The sequence below is a fragment of the Pseudomonas sp. PDM17 genome (assembly GCF_014851985.1).
Lineage (GTDB): Bacteria > Pseudomonadota > Gammaproteobacteria > Pseudomonadales > Pseudomonadaceae > Pseudomonas.
In genome coordinates, this window is sequence record NZ_JACVAT010000002.1 from 906579 (window position 1) to 931742 (window position 25164).

At 55.0% G+C, this 25164-nt stretch carries 30 protein-coding genes, 4 tRNA genes and 1 pseudogene; 17 read left to right on the forward strand and 18 right to left on the reverse strand.

Going from position 1 to position 25164, the window contains the following annotated elements:
- Positions 1–20 precede the first annotated feature (20 nt).
- Positions 21–1379 carry a glutathione-disulfide reductase gene (gene gorA / locus IB256_RS09805; protein WP_192402327.1) on the reverse strand — a complete coding sequence of 453 codons (1359 nt, stop codon included), beginning with the start codon at positions 1377–1379 and terminating at the stop codon, positions 21–23.
- An 88-nt stretch (positions 1380–1467) separates the two neighbouring features.
- Here gorA and IB256_RS09810 point away from each other — a divergent pair.
- The 8 genes and pseudogenes from IB256_RS09810 to IB256_RS09845 all read left to right on the forward strand — a co-directional run.
- Positions 1468–1809: pseudogene (locus IB256_RS09810) on the forward strand (VOC family protein); the annotation flags it as partial.
- A 38-nt stretch (positions 1810–1847) separates the two neighbouring features.
- Positions 1848–3467, forward strand: coding sequence for a recombinase family protein (locus tag IB256_RS09815; protein WP_192402332.1), 1620 nt, complete (start codon positions 1848–1850; stop codon positions 3465–3467).
- Between the two features lie 667 nt (positions 3468–4134).
- Complete coding sequence (locus IB256_RS09820) at positions 4135–4410, forward strand: hypothetical protein (protein WP_192402334.1); 276 nt, start codon at positions 4135–4137, stop codon at positions 4408–4410.
- 3 nt (positions 4411–4413) lie between these two features.
- Complete coding sequence (locus IB256_RS09825; protein WP_192402337.1) at positions 4414–4929, forward strand: hypothetical protein; 516 nt, start codon at positions 4414–4416, stop codon at positions 4927–4929.
- 389 nt (positions 4930–5318) lie between these two features.
- The gene (locus tag IB256_RS09830; protein ID WP_192402339.1) at positions 5319–6809 is read left to right on the forward strand and encodes a hypothetical protein; all 1491 of its coding nucleotides are present in this window, start codon (positions 5319–5321) and stop codon (positions 6807–6809) included.
- A gap of 374 nt (positions 6810–7183) precedes the next feature.
- Positions 7184–7810, forward strand: a complete 627-nt coding sequence (locus IB256_RS09835) for a recombinase family protein (RefSeq protein WP_192402340.1) — start codon at positions 7184–7186, stop codon at positions 7808–7810.
- 367 nt (positions 7811–8177) lie between these two features.
- Positions 8178–9005 carry a hypothetical protein gene (locus tag IB256_RS09840; protein ID WP_192402342.1) on the forward strand — a complete coding sequence of 276 codons (828 nt, stop codon included), beginning with the start codon at positions 8178–8180 and terminating at the stop codon, positions 9003–9005.
- Between the two features lie 41 nt (positions 9006–9046).
- Positions 9047–9424: a hypothetical protein gene (locus tag IB256_RS09845; RefSeq protein WP_192402344.1), complete on the forward strand. Its 378-nt coding sequence runs from the start codon at positions 9047–9049 to the stop codon at positions 9422–9424.
- 229 nt (positions 9425–9653) lie between these two features.
- Here IB256_RS09845 and IB256_RS09850 read toward each other — a convergent pair whose 3' ends face one another.
- The 3 genes from IB256_RS09850 to IB256_RS09860 form a co-directional block, all read right to left on the reverse strand.
- Complete coding sequence (locus tag IB256_RS09850) at positions 9654–9920, reverse strand: SinR family protein (RefSeq protein WP_192402346.1); 267 nt, start codon at positions 9918–9920, stop codon at positions 9654–9656.
- A gap of 12 nt (positions 9921–9932) precedes the next feature.
- A complete protein-coding gene (locus tag IB256_RS09855; RefSeq protein ID WP_192402348.1) occupies positions 9933–10178 on the reverse strand; it encodes a hypothetical protein in 246 nt (81 codons plus the stop codon).
- A gap of 537 nt (positions 10179–10715) precedes the next feature.
- A complete protein-coding gene (locus IB256_RS09860) occupies positions 10716–10934 on the reverse strand; it encodes a helix-turn-helix domain-containing protein (RefSeq protein ID WP_192402351.1) in 219 nt (72 codons plus the stop codon).
- 118 nt (positions 10935–11052) lie between these two features.
- Between IB256_RS09860 and IB256_RS09865 the strand changes: the two genes are divergently transcribed.
- Positions 11053–11628: a hypothetical protein gene (locus IB256_RS09865; protein WP_192402353.1), complete on the forward strand. Its 576-nt coding sequence runs from the start codon at positions 11053–11055 to the stop codon at positions 11626–11628.
- A 71-nt stretch (positions 11629–11699) separates the two neighbouring features.
- On the opposite strand, the gene IB256_RS09870 is transcribed toward IB256_RS09865, so the two are convergent.
- The 4 genes from IB256_RS09870 to IB256_RS09885 form a co-directional block, all read right to left on the reverse strand.
- The gene (locus IB256_RS09870; RefSeq protein ID WP_192402355.1) at positions 11700–12341 is read right to left on the reverse strand and encodes a hypothetical protein; all 642 of its coding nucleotides are present in this window, start codon (positions 12339–12341) and stop codon (positions 11700–11702) included.
- Between the two features lie 77 nt (positions 12342–12418).
- Complete coding sequence (locus IB256_RS09875; protein ID WP_192402357.1) at positions 12419–12676, reverse strand: hypothetical protein; 258 nt, start codon at positions 12674–12676, stop codon at positions 12419–12421.
- Between the two features lie 53 nt (positions 12677–12729).
- The gene (locus IB256_RS09880) at positions 12730–13566 is read right to left on the reverse strand and encodes a macro domain-containing protein (protein ID WP_192402359.1); all 837 of its coding nucleotides are present in this window, start codon (positions 13564–13566) and stop codon (positions 12730–12732) included.
- A gap of 36 nt (positions 13567–13602) precedes the next feature.
- A complete protein-coding gene (locus tag IB256_RS09885; RefSeq protein WP_318653562.1) occupies positions 13603–14130 on the reverse strand; it encodes a TIR domain-containing protein in 528 nt (175 codons plus the stop codon).
- A 270-nt stretch (positions 14131–14400) separates the two neighbouring features.
- Between IB256_RS09885 and IB256_RS09890 the strand changes: the two genes are divergently transcribed.
- Positions 14401–14823, forward strand: coding sequence for a VOC family protein (locus IB256_RS09890; protein ID WP_192402363.1), 423 nt, complete (start codon positions 14401–14403; stop codon positions 14821–14823).
- A gap of 232 nt (positions 14824–15055) precedes the next feature.
- On the opposite strand, the gene galU is transcribed toward IB256_RS09890, so the two are convergent.
- Complete coding sequence (gene galU, locus IB256_RS09900) at positions 15056–15895, reverse strand: UTP--glucose-1-phosphate uridylyltransferase GalU (protein WP_024767166.1); 840 nt, start codon at positions 15893–15895, stop codon at positions 15056–15058.
- Positions 15896–16100: 205 nt separating this feature from the next.
- Positions 16101–16466, reverse strand: a complete 366-nt coding sequence (locus IB256_RS09905; protein WP_192402365.1) for a LexA family protein — start codon at positions 16464–16466, stop codon at positions 16101–16103.
- A gap of 374 nt (positions 16467–16840) precedes the next feature.
- On the opposite strand from IB256_RS09905, the gene IB256_RS09910 reads away from it, so the two are divergent.
- Entirely contained in the window at positions 16841–17332 is a 492-nt protein-coding gene (locus IB256_RS09910; RefSeq protein ID WP_192296172.1) for a DUF3509 domain-containing protein, read from the forward strand.
- Between the two features lie 102 nt (positions 17333–17434).
- Here the strand turns inward: IB256_RS09910 and IB256_RS09915 are convergent.
- The 8 genes from IB256_RS09915 to IB256_RS09950 form a co-directional block, all read right to left on the reverse strand.
- Positions 17435–17520, reverse strand: a tRNA-Leu gene (locus tag IB256_RS09915).
- A 155-nt stretch (positions 17521–17675) separates the two neighbouring features.
- Positions 17676–17749, reverse strand: a tRNA-Cys gene (locus IB256_RS09920).
- Between the two features lie 34 nt (positions 17750–17783).
- A tRNA-Gly gene (locus IB256_RS09925) sits at positions 17784–17859 on the reverse strand.
- A 68-nt stretch (positions 17860–17927) separates the two neighbouring features.
- A complete protein-coding gene (gene pgsA, locus IB256_RS09930) occupies positions 17928–18488 on the reverse strand; it encodes a CDP-diacylglycerol--glycerol-3-phosphate 3-phosphatidyltransferase (protein WP_192402367.1) in 561 nt (186 codons plus the stop codon).
- Positions 18489–18521: 33 nt separating this feature from the next.
- Complete coding sequence (gene uvrC, locus IB256_RS09935; protein WP_192402369.1) at positions 18522–20348, reverse strand: excinuclease ABC subunit UvrC; 1827 nt, start codon at positions 20346–20348, stop codon at positions 18522–18524.
- Between the two features lie 2 nt (positions 20349–20350).
- Positions 20351–20995, reverse strand: coding sequence for a UvrY/SirA/GacA family response regulator transcription factor (gene uvrY / locus IB256_RS09940; RefSeq protein WP_017517075.1), 645 nt, complete (start codon positions 20993–20995; stop codon positions 20351–20353).
- A gap of 236 nt (positions 20996–21231) precedes the next feature.
- Positions 21232–21495 (reverse strand): hypothetical protein, encoded by a 264-nt coding sequence (locus tag IB256_RS09945; RefSeq protein ID WP_225594994.1) that lies wholly within the window; start codon positions 21493–21495, stop codon positions 21232–21234.
- Between the two features lie 216 nt (positions 21496–21711).
- Positions 21712–21799, reverse strand: a tRNA-Ser gene (locus IB256_RS09950).
- 135 nt (positions 21800–21934) lie between these two features.
- Here IB256_RS09950 and IB256_RS09955 point away from each other — a divergent pair.
- From IB256_RS09955 to IB256_RS09980, 6 genes are all read left to right on the forward strand, one after another.
- Positions 21935–22600 (forward strand): Bax inhibitor-1/YccA family protein, encoded by a 666-nt coding sequence (locus tag IB256_RS09955; RefSeq protein WP_024765156.1) that lies wholly within the window; start codon positions 21935–21937, stop codon positions 22598–22600.
- A 115-nt stretch (positions 22601–22715) separates the two neighbouring features.
- Entirely contained in the window at positions 22716–23108 is a 393-nt protein-coding gene (tusD, locus tag IB256_RS09960) for a sulfurtransferase complex subunit TusD (RefSeq protein ID WP_192402371.1), read from the forward strand.
- Entirely contained in the window at positions 23108–23467 is a 360-nt protein-coding gene (gene tusC / locus IB256_RS09965; RefSeq protein WP_192402374.1) for a sulfurtransferase complex subunit TusC, read from the forward strand. The genes tusD and tusC overlap by 1 nt, the downstream gene beginning before the upstream one ends.
- Positions 23467–23769, forward strand: coding sequence for a sulfurtransferase complex subunit TusB (tusB, locus tag IB256_RS09970; protein WP_192296177.1), 303 nt, complete (start codon positions 23467–23469; stop codon positions 23767–23769). Before tusC ends, tusB begins: the two co-directional genes overlap by 1 nt.
- Complete coding sequence (locus IB256_RS09975; protein WP_151187240.1) at positions 23766–24101, forward strand: TusE/DsrC/DsvC family sulfur relay protein; 336 nt, start codon at positions 23766–23768, stop codon at positions 24099–24101. The genes tusB and IB256_RS09975 overlap by 4 nt, the downstream gene beginning before the upstream one ends.
- On the forward strand, positions 24098–25096 hold the full coding sequence (locus IB256_RS09980; RefSeq protein ID WP_192296178.1) for a glycosyl transferase family protein: 999 nt from the start codon (positions 24098–24100) through the stop codon (positions 25094–25096). Before IB256_RS09975 ends, IB256_RS09980 begins: the two co-directional genes overlap by 4 nt.
- Positions 25097–25164 lie beyond the last annotated feature (68 nt).

A 25164-nucleotide genomic window follows, 5' to 3' on the forward strand; every position in this document is an offset into this window, starting at 1 on the left:
TTTTGTTGCCGCCCTCGCCGTCAGGCGCCGACTGGCGTACGCATGGTGACGAACTCCTCGGCAGCCGTCGGGTGGATGCCGATGGTTTCGTCGAACACCCGCTTGGTCGCCCCGGCCTTCAGCGCAATGGCGATGCCCTGAAGCATCTCCCCGGCATCCGGGCCGACCATGTGGCAGCCCAGCACCTTGTCGCTGTCGGCATCGACGATCAGCTTCATCAGCGTCCGTTCGTGGCTTTCGGTGAGCGTCAGCTTCATCGGCCGGAAGCGGCTCTCGAAGACTTTCACCTTGTGCCCGGCGCTGCGCGCTTCGTCCTCAGTGAGGCCAACGGTGCCAATGTTCGGCAGGCTGAATACCGCAGTAGGAATCAGCTTGTAGTCCACCGGGTGGTACTCGTCCGGGCGGAACAGCTTGCGCGCCAGCGCCATGCCTTCCGCCAGCGCCACGGGGGTCAGCTGCACACGACCGATCACATCGCCGATGGCGTGGATCGACGGCTCGCTGGTGCCATAAGCCTCATCCACCTTCACGTAGCCACGGTCATCCAGCTCAACAGAGACGTTCTCCAGGCCCAGGTTGTCCAGCTGCGGACGGCGACCCGTGGCATAGAACACGCAATCAGCTTCCAGCACGCGACCATCCTGGAGGGTGGCGGCCAGGGTGCCGTCGGCCTGCTTGTCGATGCGCGCGATGTCGCTGTTAAATTGCAGGTCCAGCCCCTTTCTGGTCAGCTCGTCGCGCAGATGCTCCCGCACGCTGCGGTCAAAGCCACGCAGGAACAGCTCCTTGCGGTACAGCAGAGAGGTTTGTGCGCCCAGGCCATGGAAGATGCCGGCAAATTCGACCGCAATGTAGCCACCGCCGACTACCAACACCCGGCGCGGCAGTGACTCGAGGAAGAAGGCTTCGTTGGAAGTGATCGCGTGTTCCTTGCCGGGAATATCCGGCACCTGCGGCCAACCGCCGGTAGCGATGAGGATGTGCTTGGCGCTGAAGCGCTGCCCGTCGACCTCCACGGTGTGCGCATCCTGCAGCTTGGCATGCCCCTCCAGGAGGGAGACGCCGCTGTTCACCAGCAGGTTGCGGTAGATGCCATTGAGCCGGTGGATTTCGCGGTTTTTGTTGGAGATCAGAGTTTTCCAATCGAAGCTCGCTTCGCCCAGAGTCCAGCCGAAGCCTGCAGCCTGTTCGAAGTCCTCGTGGAAGTGCGCCCCGTACACCAGCAGCTTTTTCGGCACGCAACCGACATTGACGCAGGTGCCGCCCAGATAGCGGCTTTCCGCCACGGCCACCTTGGCACCAAAGCCTGCGGCGAAGCGCGCAGCGCGCACACCGCCTGAACCCGCACCGATGACGAACAGGTCAAAATCGAAAGACATCATGATTCTCCGCTTGGACATGTCAGGCAGCATACCTCATGGCGCCTGACCTATCCTGCCCACTGCCGGTCCCGAAGGAGGTATTGCCATGCGCCCGACCCTCACCCACCTGGCCCTGCACGTGCCCGACCTGGAAGCCTGCGTTGCGTTCTACAAGCGATTCTGCGGCATGCGCGTGATCCACGAGCGCGAAGGCAAGGGCTCGCGCATCGTCTGGATGGCGGAGCCAGGCAAGGAGCACAGCTTCATTTTCGTCATCATGCCCGGCGGCCAGGAACGCCACCTGGCAAGCGATGACTACAGCCACTTCGGCTTCGCCGTGGACACTCGCGATGAGGTCGACCGTGTAGCCAGGGATGCCGGGGCTGCCGGCTGCCTGATCTGGGCGCCACGGGAAGAACCCTACCCCGTAGGTTATTACTGCGGACTATAATGCGCTGTACACATGGGACAATTTCAGAGGCCTGCATGCCCGTCGCTATCCCCTACATCCGCTTCAGCACGAAGGAACAGTTGAGCGGATCGTCCTTGGATCGCCAGCAAAAGAAGGTGGATGAGTGGCTAGCTAGGAATCCCGGCTATGAACGCTCAACCGAGTCATATGACGATCGTGGCTTAAGTGGCACTGGCGCTCATATAGAACGTGGCCGCCTTGGCGCCCTACTAGAAGCAATCAAGAAAGGGATGATTGAGCCCGGCTCAGTAATTCTCATCGAAGCTATCGACCGTCTAACCCGACTAGAACCTTTAGAGGCCATTGAGCCCCTACGAACTATCATTCGTGCCGGCATAACGCTAATTGACCTTGAGTCCGATACGAGATACGACGCTGAGTCTTTAAAGGGTGACAGTTTACTTATGTTCCTTTTCAAAGCTCGTGGTGCCTATGAATACTCCATTAGGTTATCTGGCCGTATCGTAGACAGTTATGACGCCAGGGCGAAGGATGCGTCAGAGGGGAAACCAATCAAGAAGCGGCAGGGATTCTGGCTCGACTCTAACGGCGTCCTGATCCAAGAGAAGGCTGACATTGTTCGTGATGTTTTCAAGCGATTCTTGAATGGCGATTCTTTACGTTCAATTCATCGCGAGCATGCCTTAACTTTCGCCAATGTCGCAAGCCTGCGGAAGTTGCTACGAAACAGAGCTGTCATAGGCGACTGGCAGCGCAAGAAAAAAATCAAGATAGATGGCAAGAGCAAACTGGAAGATGGAGAGCTTCTGCAAAAGGTATTTGACCACGCAGTATCAGATGAGGACTTTTATCAAGCACAAGACTTGCTAGATAAAACCTCAGCACCTGGTTTCACTAACGCCAGAAAATTTTCACTTGCAGGACTTCTCTACTGCTCTGAGTGCAATGCGAAGATGCTATTCGTGAATGCCGGCCCCAACACTGTCACCGACAGATTGAAGTGCCCCAATAGGAACAGTGGAGTTCATAGCTGTTCAAATGGTTTTACATTGCCAGTCCCAGTTGCCAGATACTACGCATCTAGAACAACTTTGCCATATCTATTTAAGGGTTTTCAGGACTCTAGGCTACCAGAGCTAGCACGACAAAGAATAAAGCTACAAGGCCAGTTAGAGACAGCCGAGCGCGAAGTTTTTGCAACAGAATCCCTACTCCTAATCAATCAGAACGATACAGGCTTGCGGGAACGATATACTCAACGCGTTCGACAGCGTGACGAATTACGAGAGGCGATAGGCAAACTGGAAGCCACCCCAGACTCATCCATAGACCCTAGGATTATCAATGATTGGATTTCACTTATCACCCACGATGAGGCATCCGCACCACTGGTCAAGGAATTTATGACGTATTACTTCTCGCATGATTTCAATTCATACAATCGCTTGCTGCAATTAGGCGGCTATGGAGTGCTTGTACAGCCTGACGGCAAGCTATCACTCAGAGACACGAGACTACTACCACAAGCGTCAGAGGTTGCATTAGGTACACTGCACTACCTTGGCTACATTAGGAAAACCAAGTCCTTCAAGGTGCTCGCTAATGGTGTAGAAGAGCTACTGAACCCGGACAACTTCCCTGAAGCCTTCAATAATACGAACTCTCTCATATAAATATAACCGAGAGCCCCTAAATTCGCAAAAAGATCAACTTAATGCTAATTAACTCTTGCCTTTAATGGAACTTCTGGTATAATAGAGTTGTAGGGCAATAAAGTTTCTTACATCCTTTCAGATTCTTTCCAATCGTCGTCCTCCCGCTGGTCTTGCTGACTACGACTACCCATCCTCCGGTCGTAGCTCAGCACTCTATTCTAAGCATCACAAGCTAACTATTGTCTTGGGAGATTCGATAGTTGGCTTTGCCTCTGCCCCGTCCGTGCAGGTGATATACGGGCTCTAATTCCTTTTAGATGGTCATTATGACTGTTCCTTCCGCGACGCTTTGCAAGGCGTAATAGAGCTGCTTGGTTTACGCAGTGCGGGATGTAAACCTCCATGTTGATTAAGGGCACTTCGGTGCCCTTCTTTTTATACATTCAATCCGAATACTCACTCAAATTAATACGAGAGGCATCCTTATGCGTAAGATTTACCAAAAATTCTGTCACCGTTGTTGTACTCCTTTCTACACACGTAGCATTCTAACCAAATACTGTTCACGTAAGTGCAGCAATAAAGCCTTTAGAAGCAAGGCCGTTCCAACTCAAGCCGAGCTTAAACGAAAGTTCGATGAACAAAACAACATCGACGGTAACGATATTGAGCAGCAGGACGCGGCATGAGTTATTTTATCGTGCATCGTGACCATAACGTAATTCTCGGCACAGCCGACGTTATCTACACTAGCTTTAACAGCTATTTCGTAGAAGCAAATGAAGCCCAAGTTGAGGCTTACGAGAAACTAGCAGCTACTTTACCAACCGATCATTATGTTGAGCTTTCCGATATTATTCGACCATCTCGACAACTCAAATCACAATCAGAAGGACATAAGCCAGCAACTCCAGAGTTTAGGAAGTCCATTGCCGGCATGTTCAGACAAAAAGGAAAATAATATATGACCCAGAAATATGTTTACGGCAAAGATGTTCTAGAGTTCGACCTGTATAAGTTTGACGCCGACAAACTGCAAGCAGTGATCCAAGATCATGAGGCCAGGTATCTGAAGGGTGTAACAACATTTGTTGAGGCCGGGTTAGCTGCCAACGTAAACTTCCGCGAGAGTCCCTTCAAAGTTGCTTTACCTAAGCTGCTAGAACTGCATGACCTTGGCTACACGCTCCGTCTCGATAAGTACGCTGATGTTGTCGATGGGGTGATTGATGTGACTTTGCGGAAGCCCCAACACGTTATCGACGCTGAGTTGGTCGAGATTCGCCGGGTAGCGACTGATCACTATGAAGCCGACCGCTATGCACTGAATGCAGCTGAGACGTCCAGACAGGTTGAAATTAGCCTTGAGCGCAACGCTAGAGATGCAGAGAAGCGGCGCCAAGCTGCTGAGCAGAAAGCAGCAGCGGAAGCTCGTGAACGTGCGCTTGCAGAGCTGAGAGCTGAGTACCATCCCACCTGACCATCATTGACAATTTCTATCGATCATGCAATGATGGTTGAATCCTTTGAAGAACGCACCCTGCGTGATCAAGCTTCCTTGAAAGAAGCCAACTGATCAGCGCGGGTTTTCTGCGCTCTGCGAAAAGCAAAAGTAGTGGCCGCAGGTAGGTAGGAATTTGTCGCAATTTCTCTCTCCATCCCTACTGCCGTAAGGGTTTCAACTTTTCGGAAATTACACAAAACCCATTTTTAGGAGGTAAGAAATGCGTATCGCATTGAACGAAAGATCACAAACGAATCTGCTCAGGATTATGGAGGCTAGAGGCGAGGTTAACCCTACCCACATGCTCAACATTCTGCTCAGCGAGGCAGCACAACCACTATTCATCCCAACGCATGAGGATTCCGATGACCAAGAGCAATACCGACAAGCAGCTTGAGCACATTTGCGAAAGCCCAAAGTGTCGAAAACCTTTCTTCAGACGGCCGGGCGGGCGTGCAACATGCAGTAGAGCCTGCTCAAAGGCTTTGGAACGCAGCGTAAAGGCACCCAAGCCGACCAAGGATCAGAGGCGGAAGGCGAAGTTCGAGGAAACGGGCACCCTCAACGTCATGGTGCGATTTTCTCAGCGCTGTGGTTCGGTCGAAACGTATCGCGGGATGACTGCTGAGGACTTGCACGAATTCGCTGCTCTAGTCTCTACGGCCAAGGCGTGCCGGGGCTGGATGCAAGATGGTCATCAGAACGATCAGTACCCCATTTGCCACGTTCAACAGTTGAACGGCACAGCTACGGTGGGCCTGTCGTACGGCTCCAACGTCTTCATCGGTCTTCGCAAGCTAAATGAGCAGCACGGGGCGAAGTCGGTCCCGCATTGGGCAGGCCGTAGCATCCCTAGAACGTCTTTAAGGCGGCGGTTCCTCGTAACTACGGAAACGCCTAAGAAGGTCGTTGTAGAGAAGTTATGTCAATTGCTGGGCAAGGAGTTGGATCGCTACCTGAGTATGGACGGGTTAGTTCTCAAACGTACCGGTCAGGCGGAGATGGCTCGGAGAATCCACAACCGGATTGGCACTGTTAGGGAACTGAATCCTCTGGACCGGCCCTACACTCTGGCTGAGTTGCTGGAGACGGATTTCGAAAAGCTACAGGCCCTAGAAGCTCAGCAGACAGGCCAGAAGACGTATGTCCCTGACTACGCTGCCAAGTTGCCGTTGAATGTCCTACGGTCCGAACTCCAGCGATTCGCCACGACGTTGCCCGTTGGCAGACACCGCGAGAACTGCGTTGCCATGCTTCCACTGGTCCAGGTCTTCTGCTTATGGAGGGCTCAGTATGGTTACGATTCCCTTATCCCCAATACATCGTGGAAACCGTTTCGCTACGCCTACTGCGATACCGAGTTGGGCGAGGTCGAAGAGGACACAGGTTTCAGTCAGTCGCGGATAGATGCGTTGGCTAGATCAGAGGCTACCCGATTGGAGACGGCTACGTTCATCCCCACTGCATACAACATGCTTCAGGGGTTGGATGTGTCCAGTTCCTTCTGTCGTGGAGTGCTACGCAGACGTATCAAGCTATCCTCCATTGCCCCTATACCGCTTGTGGACGAAGAAACCGACGTGCTGGGTATGTTCACCTACGTGCTAGAGGAGTGCAGACAGTATTGGAGCGCGATGGAAGCCTTGGGGTTATGTACTGCTCAAGAAGTTCACTACGCGCCCTTACAGCTCGCCGCCAACATGCAATCGGCTGTAGAGCATGCCCGGTTCGTATGGTCGAAGGATTGCTCTAGGCCCCCGTACCCGATACCAGCTATCGAGGAGCTTCTATCTGCTGCTGGCGTGGAGTACGCCCCGGACGAATACGCACCGGGTGAATACCGGCAAGCTGCCTGACATCAATTGCGAATCTATTCGAATTACATGAGCCCTGCCGGTAATCGGTGGGGCTTTTTGTATCTGGATACCGCTACACCTCCCCATCCATCACACTGTTACCCATACGGAGGCTAAGCAACCTTCCCTCGCCACTGATCGGAAGTTGTTCATCACTGCTGATACTTCCAAATCCATACTGCTGATCACTTTTTAACCACAGCCAAAACCATCAGGAATGGTGTTTTCCGGGTGTAGTCACAGGGTATACGTGAGCGACTACATCGAAAGTAGTCGAAAACATGCCCTTTTTCTGTAGTCGTAAATATGCATTTACAACCCTAACGACTACGTGTAGTCTTAACCCATCCAAACGACTACAGAGGGAACTCAACATGTTTATCCGCGCTTACCTTCGTGCTTCGACCGACGAACAAGATGCCAACCGTGCTCGTGCTGCACTGGTGAACTTCGCTGCTGAGCGTGGACAGAAGATCGCCAGTTTTTACGTAGAGAACGAATCCGGTGCGAAGTTGGATCGGCCCGAACTCTTCCGACTGCTGAACGATGCCCAACCGGGTGACGTACTTCTGCTGGAACAAGTGGACCGCCTGTCCCGACTCACAGAAGGCGACTGGAACAAGCTACGCGCAGAAATGAAGGTTAAGGGTGTACTGGTAGTGGCCTTGGACCTTCCGACCTCTCACCAGTACCTCGCCACTGCCAGTGCGGCAGATGAGTTCACAGGTCGGATGCTCGCCGCTGTCAATGAGATGATGCTGGATATGCTGGCCGCTGTAGCCCGTAAGGACTATGACGACCGCCGCCGTCGTCAGGCTGAGGGAATCGCCAAGGGTAAGGCTGAGGGTAAGTATCAAGGTCGCCCGGTCGATGAAGACAAGCACAAACGTATCAAGGTGCTGCTCTCGGAAGGCAAGAGCATCCGTGTTATCGCTGATCTTTTGAACGTATCCACTGCAACGGTTCAACGGGCGAAAAGAGCAATGACCGAAACCGCCTGACTCTTCTGATCCATACCTAGAGCCGCCCGAAGGCGGCTTTGTTGTATCTAGTGCTAGCCCATTCTCAGGGATCAACGCAAAGCCCTATAGGATGCTCTGTATTGTATTGTCGGTCAGGGGTAGTACCTACCAGCGGCATATTTTGGAGAACCTAGAACGCCATCCTGGGCCACCTAGCGCGGGGATTAAGCACCGAGCCAGCTTTGGCCGGCAGCTCCTAACACCGCAAACTGTTTCCAAATCTCCTCGTAAACCCATGGCCATCAGGGCTCAGGGTGCTCTACTATAATCTGCTGATGCAAGCCACAAGCTAGCAATTTCAGTGATATTTCTAAACCAACCGATATCTCAACCGGGATGGTTGTGCATGAAAAAGAATAGAAAGAAGAAGCGCAACAAGGACAAAAACATGCTTCCACGAAAAACGTGGATATACGGAAGCTCGGCCGGTGAAGTCTCATCGCTAACTATCCAGCTAGACCCAGCAACCAATCAATTGAATATTCTTGAAATTCACCCCAGCACCATTAGGCGGCAGATAACTCACAAGAGAGACGGAAAGGATGACAAGATTCTATATTCCGCCCCAGTCACCGACTTTTCACTGCTGTCAACAGACTTTTCAGAATTACAACAACGCTTCCATTACCTGATGGCTGTCGACACTAACACCCTGAACGAAATTCATCAGGGGTATAGGGTTAGCGCTTGCTGCATTTACGTAGTAAAAGAACCTCTACAGGTATTGTCTTCGGAAATCCCTTACCAGCATCACGCCTCCTACCTGATACTGAACTCCGACCATCAAGCAAAGAGCGAACCTATTGGCTGGCATCTCGCGATTACCCGCAGCATCCCCGGAGATTTTATACAGAGCAACAGGATCGGTATGATAGTTGATAGTGAGCTTGGTAAGCACGTCGACATTAACGCTCACAAGGAACCTTATTACGAGACGACTTATCTCCCACCAACCATGCAGCTAATCTATGCATCAAGCGACAAGTCTGCAACGTTCGCCAATGATATGATTCGGAATTGCGATTCCGGCGCCAAGATGCTACTCAATGAATTTCAAAAACACGGCATAGCGGAGGTACTTGAGCACAAACCGATTCGAATTGGTACTGCACTGTGCTTTCCGGTGAAGACATTAGACCTTCGCCGCCTTCCAGCAAACACGGCAACCCATTAAAAGCCCCTCAGCCTCTCCCGTTAAATTTCAAGGATGTCATCATGGACCTCAAGGACTTCATCGCTAGTAGCCTCACGCAAATTGCAGAAGGTATCTTGGCAGCAAACGAAGCACTCGCGGATACCGACGCAGAAGTTAATCCCATCAACCTAGCGACCCATTCAAACAACGCCCAAGGTTTCGGTCGCGTTATAGAACAACCAGAAGGTGAGAAGCGGGGACGCCTAGTTGAGCGAGTGACATTTGATGTGGCTGTAACCACCGAAGGCGAGACTAAAGGGACTGCGGGATTAAAGGTAGGTATTGCATCTTTCGGCCTCCAAACTGGCGGCGAACTAAAGGATAAGGTGGGCCAAGCATCGCGGATTCAGTTCGCCGTTCCCATGGTATTTCCTTCTAAGCGTAGAGAGGCGACTTAAAAGTAATCTTTTAAACTCTCGAACTTACGATGTCGAACCGCTGCCTGAACAAGATGAAAACCGATGCAAATAGGTGGGATCAGCAGCACTCGGCCATCTTCGGATACAATACCGCCGTCACGAATAATGTTTCAGCCGACCATGTAGTGAATACATCTGAAGTATACGGCGTATCCATATCTTCTTTATCCTTGAAAGTGAGAGCTGCCCATCCCTGGGCAGCTTGGCATTACAAATTGGAATCCAGCCACTCGTTTACTTCTTTCGGGCCAAAGCCAGTCCACGGCTTCGAAACGGTGATAATGTAAAGTTGATCATTTCGATCAATAATAGCTGCCAGCGCGTCATAAACTGCTTGGACAGTGCTATTTGTCTTAATCGCATAACAAGACTCAGAAATCCGCGCCCACCCCGGATACTTCTTGATAGCTTCCAGCAACTTCTGGTGCTTCTGCCCAGGAGTATTGAGGTCGTAGCTCACGAGATACACAGTCATGATCCGGCCTCCTTAGCGCTGCTCGTCAGACTGCGCAACTACCGTCGCAGCCAGAGTTTTCGTGGCGTCGCTGTACTTCGGCGACTTCAGCACCATCGAGGCAAACGCCTCCATGTCCTTGCCGGTTTGCTTATCACTGGACGACTGAGCCAGAGCGGAGCCCGCTAGCTTCTTAGCCGTAGCCGATGCATTGGGATCACGGAGGGTTTGGGCGGCTTGCTTGGCGACCTTGCCCGAGGTCTGCTTGGAATTTGCCATGGAGGAATCCTCTTAAAGGCAGTGAACAAGTCAGCCTGTCTAGAGGATCACCACTCGGCAGATTGCCCGTTGACTACTTTGGGCAATAGTGTGCTGAATGGCGTCCCCTATAGGGCTAACGACTTTGCTGTCGTGCGGCTCTGGTGGTACGGGTGGAGACGCCATGTTTTGGTCGACGGAAGCGTCTTCACTCGTAATCTTCTTACCTTATCCACAGCTAACAGCTAGACGGAAACCCCTAGATATCGGGTGCTTCTCGTCTACGGCACCCAAGATAATGGGCACCCGAAGTGCTTGCAAGGCGTGCGAAGTGGGAAATCCTGTGGATAACTTTTGGATAGGCCGGCAATCGGCCTGTACTCTCGTTCCAACCCCTTATGCCGCTTGGCTTCCGCCGTTCGTCGCTATTGGTGAATGATTTTTTCACGAGCGCCGAGCAGCCCGTCTGGGCCGCCATGCTGGGACATCAATCAGGATCATAGAGAAGGGGCGAACCGGGGCTGCTGCACAGCCGGCGAGGAGCTATAGAGAAGGCGATTAAAGCCCTTCAAAAAGGGTAGAGAGACTGACCTCTAGCGCGTCCGCAAGTGTCTTGATCGCATCAAGGCTTGGGTTGGCCCCACCGGTTTCAATCCGTGACATGTAGGTCCTGGCGAAGCCGCAGTGATCTGCGAAAGCTTCCTGCGTCCAGCCTCTGGCTAAACGAAGCTCTCGGACACGATGACCGAATTGATGGCGAAGAGATGGGGATTGCATTCGCGCATCGTCTTCTGATGTGATCTAATCGTGAACACACTAATCGTGACATTCAAAAACGAATGTATCGTCTGACACTTTTCACGCTTAGCTCAATCGCACCACTCAAGGAGGAATCATGCTCAGAAAAACAATCCTGGCCGCACTGCTGGCGGCAGCCATCCCTACACACGCTGTAGAGAAACGCAGTGAGTGGTCAGCCGAACCCACCTCGTTCCTTGGAATAGACCTTTTTCAGGGGATAGCCCCCCAGATTCCGGTGTGCCCAGACCTATATGACGGTCCAGCTCCAGCGACGCTTTGCCACGATAAGCCTTACGATGGAAAGTACTACAGCTTCAGAGGACTACCACAAATTGGGGTTGGATACACCATGGACGCCAATACCATTGACGGCTCTATTCAATACGTCTATCTGAAACTTCTATCTGACGACTTCGACAAGCTCAAGCTTACTTTTGAGAGCCGATATGGTAAACCCACAAAGACTGATCAGGAACTTGTAAGAACTGGAGCTGGCGGAGAGTTCACAAACGATATCGTCTGGTGGGAAGGGAAGAAAATCTCAATCAAAATTGAACGCTATACAGGCGACATAAGAAGCAGCTCGGCTACTGTCTACAACAATTCAGTCAACGATTTAGCCAAGAACAGGCTCAGGCAAGAGATAGACTCGGGAGCGTCTAATCTGTAAGGATTTTCGGATAATTGGGGGAGGGGCAAGGTAGCGCTCCCCTGCATCAAACCCTACAAGGAAATGGTGTATTAATTCGAAGGGGCCTTTCCCCAGGGAACAAGAACATCCTCAAGAAAAGGAAACTCGGGCACACACGCCGAATCAATCTGCCGTCGTATCACGTCATCGCCTGTATTGTGCGCCCCTAAGCACAAATAATAATTTTTCTCTTTGTGACAAGCATAGACGATCCACTCCCCTGTCATCTCTTTAGCTTCAAAGCGACGCTCGTAATTTCCGACAACCGCATCATTACAAATTTTTCTTATATCGTCCTCTGTAACGAAGCGCTCTTCGCCTGAGTCCATAGCCTCTTTAACAGATTTTTCCAGCCAAGGAATCCCATCTTTCCTTATGCCATTGAGCATATTCATCGCCATTGAAGAAATTCCATCTACGGTATGATGCTTATGCCACAACCCTTGTAGCGGGGGTTTTCTAAATGCGGTTGGGGCTTTCGTATGGCTTTGACGCATTCCTTCTAGTGCCTCAATTTCTACGACTACTCGCTCAGCATTTAAAACCCCTAGCTCAAAGGACTGAATAAATAATTGAGCTAAAAACAGCGAACTATACCTACCTTCTGCAGATCTATTCAGCCCCACCGTATTAGCAAACTGCCGCAGCTCTTGCGTTCGGTCCTCCCCTTTAATAAAAATCTCACTAAACATACCAAACCTCGATAACATAAGACCACTGGATCGACCCGATCAAATCCAACTAATCAATTTTCTTCGCCTTCATCATCTTACAACGATTCGCCATCATCCTCATCGTCGTCAGCTGTGATACTTCCTGCTGCGCCGCTTACGTATGACTCGCATCCCTCACTGAATGACTGCGAGGCAGTGCTACAAGACGACTCATCGCTGATGTCGTGTTCTTCTGCCCAATCGTAGCCAGCCTGATGGCCTGAACAGTCATCGGTACATTCGTAATCGTCGAAAGTGGCGGAATGGGCAACCGCTATGTTTGCCAAAAAAGTCAAAAGCAGAGCTTTAAGCATGGCTAGCGCTCCTTGCTGACCCGCACCAAAGTCAATAACCAAGAACCCAAAACTTATATCCCATTTTTAGCAGACTGAATATCCAGCAGATTCACCTTGCTAATCTTATCCTCATGCACGACTATAGTGAGTTTTGCCGGATACTTAAACCGCATCTCGCTAATTCTGAACGTCCACAGCATAATCTTCAGCAATTCTTCGTCGCTGATATTCTTATGTTCCTTAATGCGAGTTATTCCCGAACCAAAAACAGGAACTGAAACGCTCTTTTGGGCGTATACCGCATTTATCTTGTCCCAGAATTTTATTAAGAAGGCCAGATATTCTGGCATTGTGAGCACTGCTCTATTGGCTTCATCAAATTTCGAGAATGCTGTCAGTATGAATTCATGAAATACACATATCGTCCCTATTTCATACTTCTGTTTTTTTCCTAGAGTTCGTGCTTCGTTGACATCTACGAGATCACCCTCATCAAACTGATAGCTTTCTATGTAACGATCAAGACTCTCTACCGAATCTGGCAGCTTTTCTTTAATAAACACTCCATTAAGTGACTTATCGGATATCACCCTGTTATCAACCTGAGTATCAAAATACTCGTTGAAGGCAATGACCTTGAAGTCCTGCTCGGCGAATATATCTCCAGCCTTCACGACAACCGTACTTCCTTCAATATTCAGGCTAACTGACTTAAGTGAATTAGACCTGACCCAGTTGAAAACATAGAACAGTCCTAGCAGAGCTAAGAATAGCACCCCCAAAGCCAACTTGTATTTATCTGGAACGCTGACGAATATCAAAACCAAAGAAAGGACCGTACTAATCCAAGATACTTTCTCTTTGAAATTTGTTCGCAGCACCTTATCAAGAAAACCTACCTTGGCCAAAACCCTATCTCCCTAAGGCAATCAAATTAATAAAACTTAATTTCCGTAACGAAACACCCCTGCTTCCTTTTTTGTTGAAACAGAGAAATCCGGATTATTTAACGCCGCCGAAATAAGAGTTTTATCCAATGGGATATGGAGCGTGGGAACATTATCCATGAGCCTCTTAAATGCAGGAATTTTATCCCACAGGGCCTTAACTTCACTTTTTAAATTTCCATCGCGCAACAACTGGGATTTTTCTGAATAGTCGGGATAGATCACAATCACAGGGAGCTCTTGATTTTCTATTCCGTATTCAATCTCCTCTGTAAGAGCCTTGGAGGCCAAAGTATTTCCACTTAAAAACAGGACTATATTCTTAGACTCTTGCAGACGCGCTCGCAGCCTAGGCTTCAGCGTCTTCTCCCAATCACTACCATCTCTTACGCTATAAGTCTTTGCGTGAGAATCGTTGAATGGAAAGGTCGAATCTTTACCTTTCCACGCCCTTAGCATGTTGTAATAAACAAAGTCCGGAGATGCATAAGCCTTAAGCCCAGACTCGCTAAATGGTTCAGCCACGTAGAAAGCGCAGTAGTTTCCATTTCTATATGCCATAAGTATTATCCCTAATATCTTTGATGTAATTGCTAAAAACACTTTTTATTCTAAGTCAAAGCCCTAGATCAAAAGACCGTCATAGCATCCTAACATCAAAAGGCCACTGATTAACAACCACAACAGAGCATGCGACGGGCACCCCGTGCAGGTCGCCATTGCCGCGCTTCAGAGATAGATGCTCGGCGTCTACGCCTGACCTATCCTGCCGAGAGCAACGAGGAGGAAGTCGCCATGCGCCCTACCCTGACTCATTTGGCCCTGCATGTTCCCGATCTGGATGCCTGCATTGCCTTCTACAAACGCTTCTGCGGTATGCGCATCATCCATCAGCGCGAGGGCAAGGGCTCGCGGATCGTCTGGATGGCCGAACCGGGCAAGGAACACAGCTTCATCTTCGTCATCATGCCCGGCGGCGAGGCACGCCACTTGGCCAGCGACGACTACAGCCACTTCGGCTTTGCCGTCGACAGTCACGCGGAAGTGGACCGGATCGCGCAGGAAGCGCAGGACGCGGACTGCCTGATCTGGGCTCCTCGACAAGAGCCCTACCCTGTAGGTTATTACTGCGGTCTTCGTGACCCTGGAGGTAACTACGTCGAGTTCAGCTTCGGCCAGCCGCTGGGACCAGGATCGGAGGAAATGCCGATCCCATAAGAGACAGAGGCTGATACTCCTTCAGGTCGCTGTGCAGGAACATTCGTAATTTTCCCATGTACTGAGATTACTTTAGTGGCCTGCGCGACCCGGCCGGCAACTACGTCGAGTTCAGCTACGGCCAACCGCTCGGCCCGGGCTCGGAGACGATGCCGATTCCACGCTCGATGTAGGCCGGAAAAAGGAAAAGCCACCCGAAGGTGGCTTTCCCGTAGAGCGGAAAGGTCCGGGATTACCAGGCCTTGCCAGTCTTGTAGAGGTGCTCGTAGCAGAAGTTGGTCGCCTCGATGTAACCCTCGGCGCTACCGCAGTCGAAACGCTTGCCCTTGAACTTGTACGCCAGCACGCAGCCATCCTGGGCCTGCTTCATCAGAGCGTCGGTGATCTGGATTTCACCGCCCTTGCCCGGCTCGGTCTGCTCGATCAGGTCGAAGATGTCCGGAGTCAGGATGTAGCGACCGATGATCGCCAGGTTCGACGGGGCGTCCTCGGGCTTCGGCTTCTCGACCATGGTGTTCACGCGGTAGATGTCGTCGCGGATCATCTCGCCGGCGATCACCCCGTACTTGTTGGTCTCTTCCGGCGGCACTTCCTGGATCGCCACGATAGAGCAGCGGAACTGGTTGTACAGCTTGACCATCTGCTTGAGAACGCTGTCACCTTCGAGGTTCAGGCACAGGTCGTCTGCCAGCACGACGGCGAAGGGTTCGTCACCGATCAGCGGGCGGCCGGTCAGGATCGCGTGACCCAGACCTTTCATCTCGACCTGACGGGTGTAGGAGAAGGTGCATTCGTCGATCAGGCGACGAATACCGACCAGGTATTTTTCCTTGTCGGTGTTGCGAATCTGGTGCTCCAGCTCGTAGCTGATATCGAAGTGATCTTCGAGAGAGCGCTTGCCGCGGCCAGTGACGATACCGATTTCACCGAGACCGGCTTCCAGTGCCTCTTCAACGGCGTACTGGATCAGCGGCTTGTTCACCACCGGCAGCATTTCCTTGGGCATGGCCTTGGTGGCCGGGAGGAAGCGGGTACCGTAGCCGGCGGCCGGGAACAGACATTTCTTGATCATGGGAGTCCTTCGAGAGGGACAGGGGTGCGAGTTGCGCGCAGTCTAATCAGGCTGCGCCCGCCTTACAATGCCCCGGATTGCAAGCTGCACGACTCTTGTGAGGACTTGCGAAACCAGTGGCACGCGCATCTGACCATCAAGGCCCTGATTTAGTTCTCGAAGTTACTGGCAAATGGTCAGCATCCTGCTCCATCCCGCAGCAACTCTATGCCCAGGCGCCCTGCGCAACGTCGCTTCCGGAAAGCCGCTGGCGCACTACTCCCCATATTGAGAGTTGATCGCCTTCCTCGACCTTCAGCGTCGGATAGCCATCGCTCGCTGCCTGCAGCGCGAACGAACCGTCGACAATGGCTAAGCGACGGATCAACGCCTCACCGTTGAGCGCCGCCACCACGATCTCGCCAGGAGCCGCCAGCTCCGAGCGGTCGACCAGCAGCAGGTCACAGTCGTGAATGCCCGCCTGCGTCATGCCTTCGCCACATGCACGGACTATGTAGGTATGAAGGGACGCAGCGCCGACCACTCCGCCAGGCTGCACCACATCATGAACTTCCAGAATGGCTTGCTGCATGATCCTGCCCCATATACTGTATACGCATACAGATATCAGATACCGCTCGGCCAGACAAGTCATTGAATGGAACCTCCGGGGACAAATGCCGCTCAACCGAAAGGACAGCGCACCGATGACGGTGGACTACCCTTAGGGAGGGGTGAGGATATCGATATGAATCCAGGCACGTTCGTCACGCTCATGATTTTCGGCTGGGTCCTGCTGGCAGTGGTTACGCTGTGGGCCATCCTTCGCGTACCGATGCGCCGGGCCCGCCTGCAGAAGCCCAAGCACAAAGCGAAAGCGGACCCCTCGCGACACCACCCCATCCCGCATTGAAATCATCGGTCGTGCAAAATGCCATGGCATTTGCACCTTCCCATGCAAGCTGCATGGAAAGCGAGACGAGAAGTAATTTCAACCTGATGATTTTAAAGGATTTTTTATTTGACCCAGATTGGTACGTCCCCTGCAATGAAAAGGGAAGGAACCGCCCATTCACTGCCGAGGACGACACCATGCCAATCGACCATCTGCCGGCCGCCCAATACCTCTGCCAGGTCTTCTCCGATTTCGAAGTGAGCTTCACGGCTCGACCGGACGGCAATCTGATCATGACGCTGAGCAAGAACGCGGGCGAACACATCGCCTGTCGCGTGGTGCGCCTGGAAGAGCAACGTAATGAAGTGCTGCTGACCAGCCTGGTAGGGCGTATTCGCCGCGACCTGGCGACCGAATACGGCCCGCTCCAGGAGCATGATGCCGACCACTTCAAGGAAGAGGTCCCGCTGCAGAACTTCTACGAGACAGCCGAGCCGCTGCGCCAGCGCCGTATCGTCAAAGCCGGTGCAAAGCTACGCTCGATAGCCAATATTGGAGCCTGAATGGGCGAGCAATAAAAAACCCGGCCTCGGCCGGGTTTCTATTATTTGGAGTGCTCGCTCGACTCAGGCATGCAGTCTGTACCGAATCGGGAAAGAGGAAGATGGTGCCCGGAGCCGGAATCGAACCGGCACGCCCAAAGGGCGAGAGATTTTAAGTCTCCTGCGTCTACCGATTTCGCCATCCGGGCGGCAGCGCGTTGCAGTGTTTCCAGGAGCAAGCCTGGAAAGGGCTGGACTATATACAGCCCCACTCCCCCTGCGCAAGTTGCTGAAACTCGCAATCCCTGCAGCGGACTATTAAAGAAAAAGCCCTGTAAATCTTTGATTTACAGGGCTTTTCTATTGGAGGCTGAGGTCGGAATCGAACCGGCGTTCACGGATTTGCAATCCGGTGCATAACCACTCTGCTACTCAGCCATAACACGGATGACTCAAGCGAATCATCTAAATCTGGAGCGGGAAACGAGACTCGAACTCGCGACCCCGACCTTGGCAAGGTCGTGCTCTACCAACTGAGCTATTCCCGCGTTGTCGTGTTGACGGGCGCCATTCTAACGATTTGGAAATGCCTGTCAACTCCTTGATTCAAAAATACTTATTTCTCTTTCGGGGTCGTGTTCAGGTGCGGCCAGGCCGCCACAAGATAGTGCAGCATCGACCACAGGGTGAGGATGGCGGCAACGATCAGCAGCGCATACCCAACCAGGACCCAGAAGGTCATCAGCGGCGGATTGGCCAGGAGAATCACCAGCGCCAGCATCTGCGCCGCGGTCTTCCACTTGCCCAGACTGGAAACGGCGACATGCGCCCTCGCCCCTATCTCCGCCATCCATTCGCGCAGCGCAGAGACCACGATCTCTCGACCAATGATGATGGCCGCCGGCAGCGTCAGCCACAGGTTCGCGTGCTCTTCCACCAGCAGCACCAACGCAGTGGCGACCATCAGTTTGTCCGCCACCGGATCGAGGAAGGCACCGAAGGGCGTGCTCTGCCCCAGGCGGCGCGCCAGGTAGCCATCCAGCCAGTCGGTGGCAGCAGCCAGGGCGAATACGGAGCTGGCAGCCAGGTGGCTAGCCGGGAACGGAAGATAGAACAGCAGGATGAAGATCGGAATGAGCAGAACGCGGAGCAGTGTGAGCAGGTTCGGGATATTCATCGGGTCGGAAGGTCTGCGAGTTGAGCCGGCATTCTACTCGCTGTGCAGTGCAGCATAAATCTGCTCTGCCAGCTTTTTGCTAATACCGGGGGCTTTGGCAATTTCATCGATACTGGCTCTGCCCAGCTCCTGCAACCCGCCGAAATGCTTGAGCAGGTCACGACGGCGCTTGGGACCGACGCCAGCGACGTCTTCTAATGTGGAGGTGCGACGAGCCTTGCCGCGCCGGGCACGGTGGCCAGTAATCGCAAAACGGTGCGCCTCGTCGCGGATCTGCTGGATCAGGTGCAGCGCGGGCGAGTCGGCGGGCAAGGTGAATTCATGTTCGGCGTCATTGAGGTACAGCGTCTCCAGGCCGGGCTTGCGGGTAACGCCCTTGGCGACGCCGAGCAACGTCAGCCCCACTACTGCCAGTTCCTGGAGCACTTCCTGGGCCATCGCCAGCTGGCCTTTGCCGCCGTCCACCAGAAGAATGTCGGGCATCTTGCCCTCGCCTTCCTTCAGGCGGCTGAAGCGGCGCGTCAGCGCCTGGTGCATGGCGGCGTAATCGTCGCCGCCTGTGATGCCCTCGATATTGAAGCGGCGATAGTCCGACTTCAGCGCCCCCTCTGGCCCAAAGACCACACAGGAAGCCACAGTCGCTTCGCCACTGGAATGACTGATGTCGAAGCATTCGAGCCGCTGCGGCGGCTCCGGCAAGTCCAGCGCCTCGCCCAGCGCATCGAAGCGCGCAGCCATGTGCTGGCGGTTCGCGAGGCGGGCGGCCAGGGCCTGTTCTGCATTGGTCACGGCCAACTGCTGCCAGCGCGCACGAGTGCCTCGGACCCGCGGAGTAATTTCCAGCAGGCGACCACGGGACTCCTCAATGGCCGAAGCGAGGATCGGGAAGTCCTCATGCACGGCATTGACGATCAACTCGTTCGGCAGATCGCGCTCGTGATGACTGAGGTAGTACTGTCCGAGGAAGGCCAACAGGACGTCGCCCACCTCCTCCTCGATCGCAACCTGCGGGAAGAAATTCTTGCTGCCCAACACCCGCCCGCCGCGCACGCTGATCAGGTGAACGCAAGCGCCGCCCGGATTGACGATGGCTGCGACCACATCGACATTACCCGTGCCAAACTCCATGCTCTGCTGGTCCTGCACGCGGCGCAGGATCTGCACCTGATCGCGTAATTCCGCCGCCTTCTCGAAGTCCAGGCGCATCGCCGCCTGCTCCATGCTGGTGGACAGCTCTTCGGCCAACACATTGCTCCGCCCCTCGAGGAACATGATCGAGTGGCGCACGTCTTCGGCGTACTCCTCCTCGCTCACCAGCCCGACACAAGGAGCCTTGCAGCGCTTGATCTGGTACTGCAGGCACGGGCGCGTGCGGTTGCGGTAGTAGCTCTCCTCGCACTGACGCACGAAGAAGGCTTTCTGCAGCAGCGCAAGGCTTTCGCGAATGGCACCAGCACTGGGGTACGGACCGAAGTAACGCCCTTTGGCCTTCTTTGCACCACGGTGAATGGTCAGGCGCGGGAACGGGTCCTCGCTCGACAGGAAGACGTACGGGTACGACTTATCGTCGCGCAGCAGGATGTTGTAAGGCGGCCGCCACTCCTTGATCAGCGTCTGCTCGAGAAGCAGCGCCTCGGTCTCGTTGGCGGTGATGGTGGTCTCGACCTGGGCGATCTTCGCCACCAGGGCGGCCGTTTTCGGCGCGAGCCCCGACTTGCGGAAATAACTGGAGAGACGCTTCTTGAGATCCTTCGCCTTGCCGACATACAGCAGCTTGGCCTCGGCGTCGAACATGCGATAGACGCCCGGCCGCCCGCTGCAGGTGGCCAGGAACGCCGCCGAATCGAACGATTGCGCCATGATCAGTTGCTGGCGTCGACCATGCCGTGCCGGACAGCCAGCAACGCCAATTCGACGTCACTGGTGATCGAGAGCTTCTCGAAGATGCGGTAGCGGTAGGTATTCACGGTCTTTGGCGATAGGCACAGCTTGTCCGAGATACTCTGCACCTTGTGACAGTTGGCGATCATCAGCGCGATCTGGATCTCGCGCTCGGACAGCGTATCGAACGGCGATGCATTTCTTTCCGGCTCGAAGGATTTCAGCGCCAGGTTCTGGGCGATCTGCGGGCTGATATAGCGCTGGCCGGCAAACACCTGGCGAATCGCCTGGACCATCTCGTCCAGGGCCGCGCCCTTGGTGAGATAGCCGGCGGCGCCAGCCTGCATCAGGCGAGTCGGAAATGGGTCCTCTTCGCACACCGTTACCACCACGACGCGCACATCGGGCTGGCTGCGCAGCAGTTTTCGGGTGGCTTCCAGGCCGCCGATGCCGGGCATCTTCACGTCCATCAGCACAACATCGGGCTTGAGCTCACGCGCCAGTTGCAGCCCACGCTCGCCGGAGTCGGCCTGCCCGACGACCTGCAGGCCGTCGATATCAGCCAGCATGCGGGTAATTCCGGTGCGCACCAGATCGTGATCATCGACCACCAGCACCTTAATCACGCAGCACCCCTTGAACAGAATGGAATGGCGAGCCCCGAAAAGGGACTCCGAACAATTGCCGAACCTTAACAGAAAGCAGCTCTACGACCTAGCTTGGAAGCGGTTCGCCAAAATGCAAGCGCCAGAGAAATGCAGTGCAGGCGGGATAAATGCTGACAGATACCTGTCAGACCGTCTAGGACGGCCGTACCGGAAAATTCTCTGCCAGGAAGGATCGACTGCAATGCAGATGGAACTCAGGCTTCAACGGCATCCAACAGGGCCCACGGCTTGTAGCCTGCGGCGCGCGCTGCCTTTTCCGCCTCCAGGATCGCCTCGGTGCGACTCAGAGAGCGCGAACGGTGCTCGAAGCGAAAGGCGGGCCCACTTTCTGCGCGCACGCTCAGAACAATCAGATAGCCCCGCATGGGGTTGCTGGCTTCCCGAGTGGTTTTCACTTTCTTCGGAGCAACGCCCAGCGCTTCGCGCATCTGCCGCTCGAGATCTTCGACTTGGTTCATTCAGGATTTTCCGGAGAGTGGTGCTTGAAGTTTAACTGAGCGGATCAACGCCCTACAGAATCATCTATCGGGATGACTGCCTTTTCTGACGTTGTTCAACTTGCGCAATGCAATTGCCATGAGCGCGATGTGAAATTGGAAGGAGACCCCACAAGTGGTGCTTCATCGCCAGAAACGCGAAAGCCCCGCATTGCGGGGCTTTCAACGTTGTAATAGTGGCGGAAGCGTAGAGATTCGAACTCTAGGACAGTTGCCCGTCGACGGTTTTCAAGACCGTTGCCTTAAACCACTCGGCCACGCTTCCACATGAGCGGGCGGCAATATTACCGGATCGCAACACACTGTCAAACTCTGATGATTCAGCACGCTTTTCCCTCTGTTATGATGAGCACCACTACGGTCATGGATCCGTATCCCGCTTAAACAGGAGTGTCTCGACATGCAAGAACGGCAATATCTCGACTCCACAGCCGTGGAGCAGAAAGAGGTCAGCGGCGTCCTGCGCAACACCTACGGCCTGCTGGCCCTGACTCTGGCCTTCAGCGGCCTGGTAGCCTTCGCCTCGCAGCAGATGCGTCTGCCCTACCCCAGCTTCTTCGTGGTGCTGCTGGGCTTCTACGGCCTGTTCTTCCTCACCGTGAAGCTGCGCAACAGCGCCTGGGGCCTGGTCAGCACCTTCGCCCTCACCGGCTTCATGGGCTACACCCTCGGCCCGATCCTGAACATGTACCTGGGCATGGCCAACGGCGCGAGCATTATCTCCTCGGCCTTCTTCATGACCGCCCTGGTGTTCTTCGGCCTGTCCGCCTACGTACTGACAACCCGCAAGGACATGAGCTTCCTGTCCGGCTTCATCACCGCAGGCTTCTTCGTGCTGCTGGGCGCCGTCCTGGTCTCGCTCTTCTTCCAGATCAGCGGCCTGCAACTGGCCATCAGCGCCGGCTTCGTGCTGTTCTCCTCGGCGATGATCCTGTTCCAGACCAGCGCGATCATCCATGGTGGCGAGCGCAACTACATCATGGCCACCATCAGCCTGTACGTGTCGATCTACAACCTGTTCATCAGCCTGTTGCAGATCTTTGGCATCATGGGCAGCGACGACTGATCCTCGCGCCTCCCAGGAAAAAGCCCGTCTCGACGGGCTTTTTTCATTTTCGGCGCGGCAAACATCTGCATAGCGCCGTATCATCCAGCGAAAATTTGCCGATCAGGCCTGCTCCATGAAGTTCGTCATCGCCCTCTTCTCCCCGCCGCACTCGCCGGCAGCCCGGCGCGCCCTGCGCTTCGCCGAGGCTGCATTGGCCGGCGGCCATGAAATCACCCGGCTGTTCTTCTATCAGGACGGCGTGCACAGCGCCTCGGCAAACACCGTCACCAGCCAGGATGAGCTGGACGTCGCCGCCGCCTGGTCGCGCTTCGTCGCCGATTACCAACTGGACGGAGTGGTCTGCATTGCCGCTGCGCTGCGTCGGGGCGTGCTCAATCAGGAAGAGGCCAACCGCTATTCCCGTCCCGCCGCGAACCTGCACGCGCCCTGGGATCTGTCCGGCCTCGGCCAGCTGCATGAAGCAGCGCAACTGGCGGACCGCCTGGTCTGCTTCGGAGGCAACTGATGGCCAAGTCCCTGCTGATCATCAGCCGTCAGGCGCCCTGGGCCGGCCCCGCCGCCCGCGAGGCGCTGGATATCGCCCTGGCCGGCGGCGCCTTCGACCTGCCGATTTCGATGCTCTTTCTAGATGACGGGGTGTTCCAGCTCGCTCCCGGCCAGCGCCCGAGCACAGTCGAACAGAAGGACCTGCAGGCCAATCTGCAAGCCCTGCCACTGTTCGGCGTGGAAGCGCTCTACACCAGCAGCCACAGCCTTGCCGAACGCGGACTGGACAGCGCCAGCCTGACCCTGCCCGCTCAGGCGCTGGACGATGTCGCGCTGCGCAACCTGCTGCAAACCCATGACCAGGTGATCACGATCTGATGGCTACTCTCCACCTGCTCTCGCACTCGCCATTCAATGACGGCCGATTCGACAGTTGCCTGCTCCTGCTGGGGGCAGACGATGGAATCCTGCTGAGCGGCGATGCCACCTACGCGCTGCGACCCGGCAGCAAACCTGCACAGACGCTCCAGGCGCTACCCACTGGCAACGCGTTATTCGCCCTGCAGGAAGACCTTCAGGCCCGCGGCATGGACGATACCCCCGCCCACGTCGTTACCGTCGATTACCCCGGCTTCGTCGAGCTCTGCACTCGCTTCGACAAGGTGAACGCCTGGCTATGAGCACTCTACTGGTCAACGGCCACTCCCTGCCGCTGGACAAGGACGGCTACCTCGTCGATCTGAACGACTGGAGCGACGTCGCCGCCGAGGCCCTGGCGCACAACGAGGGCATCCACCTGACTCCCGAACACTGGGAAATCCTCCTGCTGCTGCGCGAGTTCTACGGCGAGTTCCAGCTCTCGCCGGCCAACCGTCCGCTGATCAAGTACGTCGCCCAGAAGCTGGGCGCGGAAAAAGGCAGCAGCCTGCACCTCAACCTCCTGTTCAAAGGCACACCGGCCAAGCTTGCCGCCAAGCTCGCCGGCCTGCCGAAGCCGACCAATTGCCTATGACCACCTCCCCGCTCGTCCTGCAGACACCCGCCGAACACCTCTTCGCCCAGTTCGTCCGCATCCTGGGCAAAGGCAAGCGCGGCGCGCGCGGCCTGACCCGCGAGGAAGCCCGCGAAGCCCTCGGCATGATCCTCGACGACAAGGTCGAGGAAAGCCAGCTGGGTGCCTTCCTGATGCTGCTGCGGCACAAGGAAGAAAGCGCTGAGGAACTCGCCGGCTTCACCGAAGCCGTGCGCTCCCGCCTACAGGCACCGAAGATCGCCGTGGACCTCGACTGGCCCAGCTACGCCGGCAAGAAGCGTCACCTGCCCTGGTACCTGCTGGCCGCCAAGTGCCTGGGAGGCAGCGGCACCCGTATCCTGCTGCACGGCGGCGGCGCGCATACCGCCGGCCGGGTCTACAGCGAACAGCTTCTGGAGCAGCTCGGCCTGCCGCTGTGCCGTGACTGGAATTCCGTCAGCGCTGCACTGGACGCCAAAGGCATCGCTTTCGCCCCGCTGGTCGACTGGATGCCGCGCCTGCAGCGCATGATCGACCTGCGCAACACCCTGGGCCTGCGCTCCCCCATGCACTCGGCCGTGCGCCTGCTCAACCCGCTGGGCGCAACCTGCGTCCTGCAGAGCATCTTCCACCCTGGCTACCAGGAGGTGCACCGTGAGGGCAGCCGCCTGCTCGGCGACTACGCCATCGTCATCAAGGGCGAGGGCGGCGAGATCGAGATGAACCCCGACGCCACCTCCCACCTTTATGGCTGCCGCAACGGCGAAGCCTGGGACGAGGAATGGCCGGCGCTGTCGCCGCTGCGCCACGTGAAGCCGGAAACGCTGGACCCGGCGCACCTGGCCGCCTTCTGGCGCGGCGAAGCCGAAGATGCCTACGGCGAACTGGCCGTCCGCGCGACCATGGCACTCGCCCTGCGCGCCATGGGAATGCAGCGCGGCGATGCCTTCGCGGAAGCCGATAGGCGCTGGGCTGCGCGGGATAAATCGATTTAGTCGATACTTGGAATCCTGTTTTTGCGCTAAACAATCGAGCCACAGCCGATAGACTGGTCCCATCTCCC